At 44.5% G+C, this 12,630-nt stretch carries 13 protein-coding genes and 1 riboswitch; all 13 genes read right to left on the bottom strand.

What is annotated here, in order from left to right; all coding sequences use genetic code 11:
• Positions 1-12: 12 nt before the first annotated feature.
• The 13 genes from purH to NST73_RS03305 all read right to left on the bottom strand — a co-directional run bounded on the left by purH (position 13) and on the right by NST73_RS03305 (position 12,630).
• Positions 13-1,551, bottom strand: a complete 1,539-nt coding sequence (gene purH / locus NST73_RS03365) for a bifunctional phosphoribosylaminoimidazolecarboxamide formyltransferase/IMP cyclohydrolase (protein ID WP_008344287.1) — start codon at positions 1,549-1,551, stop codon at positions 13-15.
• A gap of 15 nt (positions 1,552-1,566) precedes the next feature.
• Entirely contained in the window at positions 1,567-2,136 is a 570-nt protein-coding gene (gene purN, locus NST73_RS03360; protein ID WP_008344288.1) for a phosphoribosylglycinamide formyltransferase, read from the bottom strand.
• A complete protein-coding gene (gene purM / locus NST73_RS03355; protein WP_017366751.1) occupies positions 2,133-3,173 on the bottom strand; it encodes a phosphoribosylformylglycinamidine cyclo-ligase in 1,041 nt (346 codons plus the stop codon). Before purM ends, purN begins: the two co-directional genes overlap by 4 nt.
• A gap of 96 nt (positions 3,174-3,269) precedes the next feature.
• The gene (gene purF / locus NST73_RS03350) at positions 3,270-4,700 is read right to left on the bottom strand and encodes an amidophosphoribosyltransferase (RefSeq protein WP_039168587.1); all 1,431 of its coding nucleotides are present in this window, start codon (positions 4,698-4,700) and stop codon (positions 3,270-3,272) included.
• Positions 4,676-6,907: a phosphoribosylformylglycinamidine synthase subunit PurL gene (gene purL / locus NST73_RS03345; protein ID WP_008344291.1), complete on the bottom strand. Its 2,232-nt coding sequence runs from the start codon at positions 6,905-6,907 to the stop codon at positions 4,676-4,678. The genes purF and purL overlap by 25 nt, the downstream gene beginning before the upstream one ends.
• Positions 6,891-7,574, bottom strand: a complete 684-nt coding sequence (gene purQ, locus NST73_RS03340) for a phosphoribosylformylglycinamidine synthase subunit PurQ (RefSeq protein WP_008344292.1) — start codon at positions 7,572-7,574, stop codon at positions 6,891-6,893. Before purQ ends, purL begins: the two co-directional genes overlap by 17 nt.
• A complete protein-coding gene (gene purS / locus NST73_RS03335) occupies positions 7,571-7,825 on the bottom strand; it encodes a phosphoribosylformylglycinamidine synthase subunit PurS (protein ID WP_008344293.1) in 255 nt (84 codons plus the stop codon). Before purS ends, purQ begins: the two co-directional genes overlap by 4 nt.
• On the bottom strand, positions 7,818-8,540 hold the full coding sequence (gene purC / locus NST73_RS03330; protein WP_007496901.1) for a phosphoribosylaminoimidazolesuccinocarboxamide synthase: 723 nt from the start codon (positions 8,538-8,540) through the stop codon (positions 7,818-7,820). Before purC ends, purS begins: the two co-directional genes overlap by 8 nt.
• A 72-nt stretch (positions 8,541-8,612) precedes the next feature.
• A complete protein-coding gene (gene purB / locus NST73_RS03325; protein ID WP_056705698.1) occupies positions 8,613-9,908 on the bottom strand; it encodes an adenylosuccinate lyase in 1,296 nt (431 codons plus the stop codon).
• Positions 9,905-11,047: a 5-(carboxyamino)imidazole ribonucleotide synthase gene (purK, locus tag NST73_RS03320; protein ID WP_268413587.1), complete on the bottom strand. Its 1,143-nt coding sequence runs from the start codon at positions 11,045-11,047 to the stop codon at positions 9,905-9,907. The genes purB and purK overlap by 4 nt, the downstream gene beginning before the upstream one ends.
• Positions 11,040-11,528 carry a 5-(carboxyamino)imidazole ribonucleotide mutase gene (purE, locus tag NST73_RS03315; protein WP_017359824.1) on the bottom strand — a complete coding sequence of 163 codons (489 nt, stop codon included), beginning with the start codon at positions 11,526-11,528 and terminating at the stop codon, positions 11,040-11,042. The genes purK and purE overlap by 8 nt, the downstream gene beginning before the upstream one ends.
• A gap of 169 nt (positions 11,529-11,697) precedes the next feature.
• Positions 11,698-11,799: riboswitch (purine riboswitch) on the bottom strand.
• Between the two features lie 79 nt (positions 11,800-11,878).
• Positions 11,879-12,079 (bottom strand): NETI motif-containing protein, encoded by a 201-nt coding sequence (locus NST73_RS03310; RefSeq protein ID WP_017359825.1) that lies wholly within the window; start codon positions 12,077-12,079, stop codon positions 11,879-11,881.
• The gene (locus NST73_RS03305) at positions 12,076-12,630 is read right to left on the bottom strand and encodes a DUF5698 domain-containing protein (RefSeq protein ID WP_008344300.1); all 555 of its coding nucleotides are present in this window, start codon (positions 12,628-12,630) and stop codon (positions 12,076-12,078) included. The genes NST73_RS03310 and NST73_RS03305 overlap by 4 nt, the downstream gene beginning before the upstream one ends.

Here is a 12,630-nt window from a genome sequence, read left to right as displayed (position 1 = left end):
ACTGTCATCCCCTTAATGTTTGAAATGTCTAACGCCAGTGAAGACCATGGCGATGCCGTATTCATCTGCTTTTTGGATTGATTCTTCATCACGAATGGAACCACCTGGCTGGATGATCGCTGTGACGCCTGCCTTTGCAGCAGCTTCCACTGTATCGCCCATTGGGAAGAACGCATCAGAGCCTAGTGCACTGCCTTTTGCCTTTTCACCTGCTTGCTCAATCGCAATGTTAGCCGAGCCAACACGGTTCATTTGACCAGCACCAATACCTGCTGTCATTTGATCCTTCGCTAGAACGATGGCATTTGATTTCACATGCTTGACGACTTTCCAAGCGAGCTTTAAGTCTTTCCATTCGTCTTCAGTCGGCTCTCTTTTCGTTGGGATAGAGATCGTTGCTTCCTCTAAGCCGTATGTGTCGATATCCTGAACGAGCAATCCACCATGAACACTTGTCAGCTGCTTTTCTTTTTTCCCAAGATCTGCTTCTACATCTAATGTTAGTAGACGAAGGTTCTTTTTCGCTGTTAACACGTCAAGTGCTTCTTGGCTGAACGATGGTGCGATGACGATTTCTAAGAAAATCGTATGGAGCACCTCAGCCGTTTGTTTGTCTACTTCACGATTAAGCGCCACAATGCCGCCGAAAATAGATGTTTCATCTGCTTTAAATGCACGATCAAATGCTTCTGCAATCGTTTCCCCTGTCCCAACACCACATGGGTTCATATGCTTTACAGCCACAGCCGCTGGCTCCGTAAATTCACGTACAATTTGAAGTGCTGCATCTGCATCTTTGATGTTATTATAGGAAAGTTCTTTTCCATGTAATTGCGTTGCAGTAGCTAAAGAGCCTTTGCTTGGAAGCGCATTTTCATAAAACGTCGCCGCTTGGTGCGGGTTTTCTCCATAACGAAGAGATTGCTTTTTCTCAAATGTGACTGTGAACTGTTCTGGCTCTGTTTCACCAACAAAGTTCGTTAAATAATCCGCAATCAGGGCATCGTAAGCAGCTGTATGACGGAATACTTTTGCTGCAAGCTCACGTTTTTTCTCTAGTGAGACGCCGCCTTCTTTGATTTGTTGAACGACAGAATCATAATCACGCGGGTCTACAATCACAGTGACGTCCTGATGGTTTTTAGAAGCAGCACGAAGCATACCCGGTCCGCCAATATCAATGTTTTCAATCGCTTCTTCATACGTGACATCGTCTTTGGAAATGGTCTCTTTGAATGGATATAGATTCACAACGACAAGATCAATTGGCTGAATGCCGTGCTTTTCGATCTGTGCCATATGCTCATCGTTTTCTCTCACTGCTAACAGTCCACCGTGAATGTTCGGATGAAGCGTTTTGAGTCGTCCGTCCATGATTTCTGGGAAGCCAGTCACTTCAGAAATACCAATGACATCAATGCCGTTCTCTTGAAGAAGTTTGTGTGTACCACCAGTTGAAATCACTTCAACTCCAAGTTCTGTTAGTTCTTTCACAAAAGGTACAAGATTTGTTTTATCGGAAACACTGATTAATGCGCGTTTGATCGTCATGCCTTTGTCACCTCATTAAGATAATTCTAAAAGTGATTTGATCACTTTTGGATATAGTGTATGTTCTAATTCATGCATTCTTTTTTCAATGGATTCAAGGTCTTCCCCTTGTTCAATATGAATGGCTGCTTGATCAATAATCGGGCCGGTATCCATGCCTTCGTCGACATAATGAACCGTGATGCCAGCTACTTTGACTCCTGCTTGATAGGCTTGTCCAATCGCATCGAGTCCAGGAAATGCTGGCAGTAAAGAAGGGTGGATATTCACGATTTTCCCTCTAAATGCGTCAAGTAATGTCGGACCGATCAGTCGCATATACCCAGCGAGGAAAATCCATTCCACTTCATGCAGCTTCAGCTGTTCAATGATGGTTTGCTCAAAAGCGGCTTTACTCGGGAAAGCCTTCGGCGTAAAAGAAAAGGACGGAATGCCCTCTTTCTCTGCCCGCTCCAGCACCTTCGCACCCGGTTTATCACAGATCACAATGGCGGCTTTTGCCGGCCACTGTTCTTCTTTTAACGTATCAATAATGGCTTGAAAATTTGTCCCGCTTCCAGAGGCGAAGATCGCAAACTTTTTCATGAGAGGCTTCCACCACCGAAAGTGACGCCTTCTCCTTTTTGAACTCGTCCGATAAGGAAGGCTTTCTCTCCGTCTTGTTCAAGTCCGCTGATCACATCGACGAGATCATCCTCTTTGACGGCTAGGACAAAGCCGATACCCATATTAAATACATTGAACATCTCTTCTGCTTTTAATTGCCCTTTTTCTTGAATAAAGGAGAAAATAGGCGGGACCGGCCATGAGCCATTATCAATCTCAACACCAAGCCCTTCAGGCAGCATACGTGGTAAGTTCTCAATAAAGCCACCGCCTGTCACATGTGCCATACCGTCAACCTTGCCAGCTTTCACTTGTTTAAGAACAGGCTTGACATAAATCTTCGTCGGTTCCAGCAGCTCTTCTCCAAGCGGTCTTGTAAAAGGTTCATACGTTTGGTGAAGGTCTAGACCTGCGTCTTCCAGCAATACTTTTCGTACAAGAGAATAGCCATTGCTATGAATTCCGCTAGAGCTGAGTCCAATCAGCAAATGACCTTCCTTGATGTTCTCTCCTGTGACGATTTCATCCTTTTCAACGACACCTACAGAAAATCCAGCAATATCATATTCTTCTTCTGTGTAAAGACCCGGCATTTCTGCTGTCTCTCCGCCGACAAGCGCTGAACCAGACTGCTCGCATCCGTCAGCTACACCTTTGACGATGGATTCAATTTTCAAAGGATCTGCTTTTCCAACTGCTAAGTAATCTAAGAAAAAGAGCGGCTCTGCCCCTTGTGCAAGCACATCGTTCACACACATAGCAACAGCATCTACACCGATCGTATCGTGTTGATCCATTAAAAATGCCAGCTTTAATTTCGTACCAACACCATCTGTTCCTGAGACAAGAACGGGCTTTTTGTATGGCAGTTCAGATAAATCAAACATACCGCCAAATCCGCCTAGAGCCCCCATGACACCTGCTCTTTTTGTACGTTCTACGTGTGTTTTCATTCGTTTAACGGCTTCGTATCCTGCTTCGATGTCGACACCGGCGTTTTTATATGCTTCTGACATCCCATTCACTCCTTTTATCTGCTTGTCTTCCATGTATTTTCGGCAGAATGAAAGAGCAGCATATCAAATCACGTTGACTGCTGCTCCATTATTCGATTATTTCGTCAGGACTGTTTCCTTCACATGAGGAAGGACAGTATCTTCATAAATTTCGGTCGGGTATTTTCCAGTAAAGCATGCTAAACACTGACCACGCTGCGGATCATCATACTTTCTGCCAATCCCGTCCATTAAACCGTCTACAGATAAAAATGCAATGGTGTCTGCACCGATTTCCTGTCTAATTTCTTCCACTGAATGAGATGATGCAATCAGCTCTTCGTGTGTAGACGTATCAATTCCATAAAAACACGGATGAGCGATTGGCGGTGAACTAATGCGTACATGCACTTCCGTCGCTCCCGCTTCTCTTAGCATCGTCACAATCCGGCGGCTTGTTGTTCCACGTACGATGGAATCATCCACCATGACGACACGTTTGCCTTCGACCACCCCGCGCACTGCAGACAGCTTCATGCGCACGCCCTGCTCACGCAATGCTTGAGACGGCTGAATAAATGTCCGGCCGACATAACGGTTTTTAATTAAACCTAGCTCATATGGAATACCAGTTGCTTCGGCATAACCAATCGCTGCAGAAATACTGGAGTCTGGCACACCTGTCACGACATCTGCTTCGACATGTGCTTCTTCTGCAAGCTTCTTGCCAAGATTCTTTCTCGCACTATGCACGTTGATGCCATTGATATTGCTGTCCGGTCTTGAGAAATAAATGTATTCCATGCTGCACATGCTGCGGTTAATGTTCATCGAGAAACGCTCAGATTTTAAGCCGTCATCATTAATGATCAGCATTTCGCCAGGCTCTACATCTCGTAAATAGGTAGCACCAACGACATCAAAGGCACATGTTTCAGAAGCGACAACATAAGCATCCCCAAGCATACCAAGTGAAAGTGGGCGTAATCCGTTCGGATCAAGCGCTACGATCATTTCTGTTTCCGTCATGATTAAGAAAGCATAAGCTCCTTTTAGCATGGACAGAGCATTTTTGATTTGATCCTTCAAATCCATATATCCGCTGCGCTTAATTAAGTGAGCGAGCACTTCGGTATCAGAAGACGTTTGAAAAATACTTCCTTGGTTCTCTAGCTGCTGTTTTAATTGCGTTGCATTGACCAAGTTTCCATTATGAGCAAGGGCAAGACTGCCATTGTTTTGAGAGCGGAAGAAGAGGGGCTGCACATTCTCAAAGCCGCCTCCGCCTGCTGTCGCATACCGAACGTGTCCGATCGCACCTTTTCCCTTTAAATCCTTAAGCTCACCATTTTGGAACACTTCCGTAATCAGTCCAAGGCCTTTGTGTGACGTCAAGTTTTCACCGTCTGTTGCAATAATTCCCGCACCTTCTTGTCCTCGGTGCTGAAGGCTATGCAATCCGTAATATGTGATTTGCGGGGCTTCTTCGTGTCCCCAAACCCCAAAGACGCCACATTCTTCGTTTAAGCCTCTGATTTCAGCAAGCATGGGATCGCTCCTTTCCATGCGCGTTCAAGCTCGTTGACTGCCGCATGAATCCATTGTTGTCCTTCTTGATTTTTGACAGTGAATACACCATCATTTGTGACCGTTCCGACTTCTTTTGCATCTTGCACAGCCGCAGCAAACGCTTCGCGGTTTTCTGGTTTCACTGTGACGACAAAACGTGACTGTGATTCACTGAATAGTGATGCAGCGCTGTTTAGATCGATCTGGATATCAGCGCCAAGACCATCTGTTCCAAATGTACTTTCAGCTAGTGCTACACCAAGACCGCCTTCAGACACATCATGTGCTGACTGAACAAGTCCGTTTTGAATCGCTGCTAATAGGGCTTCTTGACGCGCCAGTTCTACATCCAAATCAATTTCTGGTGCTTTTCCGTAGATACGGCCTTCTGTCATTTTTTGAAGCTCACTGCCTGCAAATTCTTCCTTTGTTTCACCAATGACGAAAATCACATCGCCTGCCTGTTGGAACGATTGAGTCGTAATATGAGCTGTATCTTCAATCAAACCAACCATGCCAATGACTGGCGTTGGGTAAATGGCCGTTCCATTTGACTCGTTATATAAAGAGACGTTACCGCCGATGACCGGTGTGCTTAATGTACGGCAAGCTTCGCTAATGCCGTCAGCAGACTTTTCAATCTGCCAGAAGATTTCTGGTTTCTCCGGGTTACCGAAGTTCAAGTTATCTGTTACTGCAAGCGGACGAGCGCCTGAGCAGACAATGTTACGTGCGGCTTCTGCGACGGCGATCTTACCGCCGACCTCTGGATCAAGGTAGAGATAACGTGCGTTACAATCTGTTGTCATCGCAAGAGCTTTTTTCGTCCCACGGATTCTGAGCACACCCGCATCAGAGCCAGGTGCAACGACAGTGTTTGTACGAACCATATAGTCGTATTGATCGTAAACCCATTCTTTACTCGCAATCGTTGGCTGCTTTAACAGCTGTTTCAACGTATCTGCTGCATCTGTGATCGCTGGAGCTTCCACTTTTGTTTCTAAAAACTCGCGATAGTATGCAGGCTCACTTGACGGCTTGTGATAAACCGGTGCTTCTTCTGCAAGTGCATCAACTGGAAGCTCACACACTACTTCTCCTTGATGGAGTAAACGAAGCATTTTATCGTCTGTCACATGACCGACTGAGACTGCTTCAAGATCGTATTTTTCAAAAATATCAATGATTTCTTGCTCACGGCCTTTTTCAATGACCAACAGCATTCTCTCTTGGGATTCAGACAGCATCATTTCATACGCTGACATGCCTGTTTCACGCTGAGGGATCAGGTCTAAGTTCATTTCGATACCTGAACCGGCTTTACTTGCCATCTCTGCACTTGAGCTAGTTAAGCCAGCCGCTCCCATATCTTGAATGCCCACAAGCGCATCATTTTTGATGACTTCAAGACATGCTTCAAGCAAAAGCTTTTCCATGAACGGATCGCCGACTTGAACCGCTGAACGTTTTTCTTCTGATTCATCAGAAAATTCTTCAGACGCAAATGTTGCACCGTGAATCCCGTCACGTCCTGTTTTGGCACCAACGTACATGACCGTATTGCCAACACCTTTTGCCTGCCCTTTCTTGATGTCTTCATGGTTGATTAACCCTACACACATCGCGTTAACGAGCGGGTTGCCTTCATAACTTTGATCAAAATGAACTTCTCCGCCGACTGTTGGAATACCGATACAGTTTCCATAGCCTGCAATCCCTGCCACTACTTCTTCAAACAAGTACTTCACGCGCGGTGAAGTCAGTTCACCAAAACGAAGAGAGTTTAATACCGCAATTGGACGAGCACCCATGGAGAATACATCACGGATGATTCCGCCGACACCTGTTGCCGCTCCTTGATACGGTTCAATTGCAGATGGATGGTTATGTGATTCGATTTTAAATACAACCGCTTGGTTGTCTCCAATATCAACGATTCCAGCGCCTTCCCCAGGACCTTGAAGAACATGCTCTCCTTTTGTCGGGAATTTGCTTAAAACAGGCTTTGAGTTTTTATAACTGCAATGCTCTGACCACATGACAGAAAAGATACCCGTTTCTGTGTAGTTTGGCAGCCTGCCAATAATGGATTCGATTAAAGCGAATTCTTCATCACTCAATCCCATTTGCTGATACAATTTCTCTTCTTTAATTTGCTTGTGACTTGGTTCAAGCAGTAGTGACATGAGTGTCCCTCCAATTTTTCACGATAGATTGAAACAATTTAAGTCCGTCTGCGCTGCCTAGTAATGAGTCAACCGCGCGCTCAGGGTGCGGCATCATGCCGAGTACATTGCCCTGTTCATTCGTTACACCTGCAATTCGATTGACACTGCCGTTAATATCGTCACCGTAAGTGAAAGCGATTTGGCCTCGTTCAATCAGCTTCGCTAACGTGTCTTCGTCACAGTAGAAGTTACCTTCACCGTGTGCTACAGGAATCGTAATCGATTCACCTTTTTGATAGCCGCTTGTAAATTGCGTTTCGTTGTTCTCTACAATGAGTTCAACTGGACGACAGATAAATTTTAGATCTTTATTCCGTCTCATTGCACCTGGCAGAATGCCAAGTTCTTGAAGAATTTGGAACCCGTTACAAACACCAAGAACAGGTTTTCCTTCCGCAGCTGCTTTTTTCACAGCCGGCATGATGTTAGAAAAACGAGCAATCGCACCGCATCTTAAGTAATCCCCATAAGAGAAACCGCCTGGTACGAGTACACCGTCAAAACCATCAAGACTCGTTTCGTCGTGCCATACATATTCAACTTGTTCACCTAACTCATCTTGAATCGCATGGTACATATCGATATCACAGTTAGAGCCAGGCAAGACGATCACTGCAAACTTCACTGTGCGACAACCTCCTCCACCTCATAGCGGTAATCTTCAATCACCGTATTGGCAAGCAATTTTTCACACATTTCTTTGACCACTGTATCTAAGTCACGTTCTGATTTCTCAATGACTAGCTCCATATATTTCCCGATACGGACATCCTTTACTTCCTGATAAGACATGCTGTGCAAAGCGTGCTGCACGGCACTTCCTTGTGGATCAAGAACGCTCTCTTTTAAGCTGACAAAAATTTTCACTTTATACATGTTTATGGCCTCCAAGTCTTTTGAAAATTTCTTCGTATGCATTTGTTAAGCCGCCCAGGTTTCGTCTGAACACGTCTTTATCAAGCTTTTCGTTTGTGTCTTTGTCCCAAAGCCTGCACGTATCAGGTGAAATCTCATCAGCTAGCAAAATACGATTCTCGTGATCTATTCCGAATTCAAGCTTGAAATCAATTAAATTCACATGGCAATCTGAGAAGATTTGCTTCAATTCTTCATTCACTTGTCTTGTGATTTGTTTCATTTCCTCCACCTGTTCAGGTGTCGCTGCATGTAAAATGCGAATATGATCTTCTGTAATGAGCGGATCGCCGAGTGCATCATCTTTGTAGTAAAACTCGATCAAAGGTGTGTCCAGTTTCGTTCCCTCTGGAATCCCAAGACGCTTTGACATACTGCCTGCCACCACGTTTCGCACAACGACTTCAAGCGGTACGATGTCTACCTTTTGAATGAGCTGTTCTGTTTCAGATAGGCGTTTCACAAAGTGATTGTTGATCCCTTTCTCATGTAGCATTTGAAAAATCAAGCTAGAAATTTCGTTATTCAGTCTGCCTTTGCCTTCAATTTCCGCTTTCTTTTCACCGTTAAATGCTGTAGCTGAGTCTTTATATTCGACATATAAAATATGCTCGTCATCGGTCTGATAGATTCTTTTCGCTTTGCCTTCGTAGAGAAGTTCTTGTTTCACAGTCATTCAGATTGGCCTCCTAATTTGAATGTTGGCAATTTTCAGGATTAGGCGCCTGACTAGCAGGCGGCCCATTTCTTACGCAAGACCTAGACGTTCGAAAATCATATCGACATTTTTCAAGTGATAGTTGTAATCGAAGCAGTCAGCGATTTGTTCAGGTGTTAAGCGTGAAGTGATTTTCTCTTCTGCTTCTACTAATGAACGGAATGGTACTTGTTTCTCCCAAGCTTCCATCGCCTTTGGCTGAACCGTGTCATATGCTTCTTCACGTGCCATGCCTGTATCAATGAGTGCAAGAAGAACACGCTGAGAGTAGATCAAGCCAAGTGTGCGGTCCATGTTGCGTTTCATGTTTTCAGGGAAAACCGTTAAGTTTTTCACAATGTTAGAGAAACGGTTCAGCATATAGTTCAGTGCAATCGTTGCATCTGGTAAAATGATGCGTTCAGCAGATGAATGAGAAATATCACGCTCATGCCAAAGCGGTACATTTTCATAAGCAGTCAGCATATAACCACGGATGACACGGGCAATCCCCGTCATATTTTCAGAACCGATCGGGTTTCGTTTATGAGGCATCGCGGATGATCCTTTTTGTCCTTTTGCAAAGAACTCTTCTACTTCACGTGTTTCACTCTTTTGAAGACCACGAATTTCAACAGCAAATTTTTCAATGCTTGTTGCCACTAAAGCAAGGGTTGCCATGTAATCTGCATGACGGTCACGCTGCAAGGTTTGGGTGGAGATTGGTGCAGCTTTGATGCCAAGTTTCTCACATACATATTGCTCAACAAACGGGTCGATGTTCGCATATGTGCCAACAGCACCAGAGATTTTGCCGTATTCGATGCCGGCTTTAGCTTGTTTAAAACGTTCTAAGTTACGCTTCATTTCCTCGTACCAAAGAGCAAGCTTCAAGCCAAATGTTGTCGGTTCAGCGTGTACACCGTGTGTACGGCCCATCATGACTGTATATTTGTGCTCTTTTGCTTTTTCTTTTAGTATGTCAACAAATCTCTCAATGTCCTTGAGCAAAATATCGTTCGCCTGTTTTAATAGATATGAAAGCGCCGTATCCACTACGTCTGTAGATGTTAGCCCGTAATGAACCCACTTTCTTTCTTCTCCTAGAGATTCAGATACAGCACGCGTAAAGGCAACCACGTCATGGCGCGTGTCTTGTTCAATCTCTAGAATACGATCAATATCAAAGCTTGCATTCTTACGCATAGTCACAACGTCTTCTTTTGGAATAACACCAAGCTCTGCCCAAGCTTCACAAGCGAGAATTTCTACTTCAAGCCATGCATTAAATTTGTTTTCCTCTGTCCAGATTGCTGACATTTCTGGTCGTGCGTAACGTTCGATCATTTCCCGTTTCCTCCATCTCTTTCAGTCCATATCTTTGTGATGTTTGCCATCCATTCATCATCAAGCTGTTTCATAAATGTCATATGCCCCATTTTGCGGCCGGCTTTTACTTCATGTTTGCCATATAGATAAAGCTTCGCTTCCTTTAAAAGCTCAGGATGTTCTTTTGGGATGTCCACTTCATCGCCCAGCAAATTCACCATCATACCCTCTGATAAAAGAGCTGTTCCGCCAAGCGGCAAACCGCATATGGCGCGAATGTGCTGTTCAAACTGACTCGTCTCACATAAATCCAATGTGTAATGTCCAGAGTTATGTGGACGCGGTGCCAGTTCATTGACAAGCAGCTTCCCTTCATTTGTCAGGAACAGTTCAACAGCAAGCGTACCGACCAACCCTAGCTTTTCAGCAAGCGTTGTTGCCAGCTCTTTTGCTTTCTCCTGAATGCTGCCTTCTACCCGTGCAGGCACGATGCTTTGGAATAAAATATTGTGCTTATGAATGTTCTCAGCGACTGGGAATGTCGCAATTTCCCCATGAACAGACCGCGTCACAATCACGGACAGTTCCATTTGGAAAGGAACCCAGCTTTCTAAGATGCACGTTCCATGCGTGAGAAGTGCAGCCGCTTCATGAAGCTGATCCTTCTCTTTGATGACGTACTGTCCTTTACCGTCGTAACCGCCTCTGCATGTTTTCAGCACAGCTGGCAAACCAAGCGCATTTACTGCATCTTTCAGCTCCTTCTCATCATGAACGATGCGATAAGGGGCGACTTCACAGCCTGCATCTACAATCCCTTTTTTCTCCGTTTCACGGTTTTGGGTTAAAAGAAGGAGTTCGCTTCCTTGCGGTAAATACGCCTCTTCCTTCAGCTGATTGAGTGCATCATAATCAATATTTTCAAATTCATATGTGACCACATCGCTGATGTCCGCCAGCTGCCTGATCGCTTCAAGGTCACTGTATGCGGCTGTAATTTCTGTATCAGCAACCTGTCCACAAGGAGAATGTCTTACCGGATCAAGAACTGCTGCCCGGTAGCCCATTTGCTTTGCACTGACGGCCATGTATCTGCCAAGCTGTCCGCCGCCGATGATACCAATGGTTGCGTTTGGAAAAATGGTCTGCTTAGCCAAGCTGATCACTGCTTTCTAATACAGTTTGTTTTGTTTGCTCTCTTCTTTCTTCAAGGCGTGCTGCAACGGCTTCATCGAATGCTGAAATCATTTGTGCGGCTAAAAGGCCTGCATTTGTTGCACCGGCTTTGCCGATTGCCACTGTGGCAACAGGTACACCGCCTGGCATTTGAACGATGGATAATAAGGAATCCAGCCCGTTTAATGCTTTTGATTGTACGGGCACACCAATGACCGGCAGTGTCGTTTTTGCTGCGACCATCCCCGGTAAATGTGCTGCGCCTCCAGCACCGGCAATAATGACCTTGAGTCCTTTACCTCTTGCTTCAGTCGCATATTCAAACATCAAATCAGGTGTCCGATGTGCGGATACAACCTGTTTTTCATACGGAATGTTTAATTCCTCTAAGATATCGCACGCATGTTTCATTGTTTCCCAATCAGATGTACTTCCCATGATGACACCTACAAGCGGCTTCATTTTGTCCCCACCTTTAAGCTATTATTCGATTTTGTATCGTTTGACACGCTTCCCAAACCTAAGTAGCTTGTCAAACGCCGAACAAAAAGGCCCGGTTTGTATTGCATTGTTAGGAAGCAACACAAACCGGGCCATGGTAAGCGCTGTTCGCTTTTAAAACGCCATGTCAGTTTTGTTCACTATCCTGCATAGTCCAGTCATTTACGGTAACTGGGTAGAAACTTATGGGCCATATTCCCAAGATTATATGAGGCTCGTGTTTTGATTTCATGTTTATCTTAACAACGGATGTTCATGATGTCAACGGATTTATCGAACAATCTATGAAGTCGTCGTTTTAATGTTCGGATTTAGAGTATTTTTCCCTCAAATACGATTTTTTTCCCAATCGGAATGATCTGAATCGACCCATTTTCCTTCTTTTCCTGAAAGATGGGCTCCTCCATTCGTCGGACAGGTGAGTAGCCTTCCTCTGCCATCTGGGACAACACTTGTTCAATCGTCATGTTGTCTTCCACGTAGAATTTCTTTTTCTTTGGTTTTGCGGTCATTCTTTAATTCTCCTTTTCTTCACAGCCTTCACCCAGAAGCCGCCATGAATCGTTTTGGGCTCATACGAAATGATAAACGCCTTTGAATCAAGCGTTTTAATCGTTTCATATAATTGCAGTTCATATTTTCTCGGTGTTAAAATTTGCATCGCTGACCGGTCTCCTTCAAGACCTCCTACTACCCAGTTGGTGACGCCATATCCTTTTTCTCTCAATTGCTTTGGGAGATCTAGATCGATTTCTTTTGTAATCACGTTCACAGTAATGTAGCCAAGTGCCAGCTTCTCTTCAATTTTCATCCCGACAATGATTCCAATTCCATAACCTAGCGCATACGCAATGACATTTTGTACTTGATCTAAGTTATCTAATACGATACTCAAACCAATGACATAAATCAGCATCTCGACAGTACCAGCAAAAGCGGCTGCATACCTTCTGCCTTTCATTGTTAAAATTAAACGCATAGTGGAAAAAGAGACATAAACAATGTTAATCACTAAAATAATCAAAACCATGGTGAACGCATTGGATAAAAGTTGTTGAAGCAC

This window comes from Bacillus sp. FSL W7-1034 (assembly GCF_038593365.1).
In the GTDB taxonomy this organism is placed as follows: Bacteria; Bacillota; Bacilli; order Bacillales; family Bacillaceae; genus Bacillus; species Bacillus altitudinis.
This window is presented reverse-complemented; position numbering and strand designations above follow the sequence as displayed.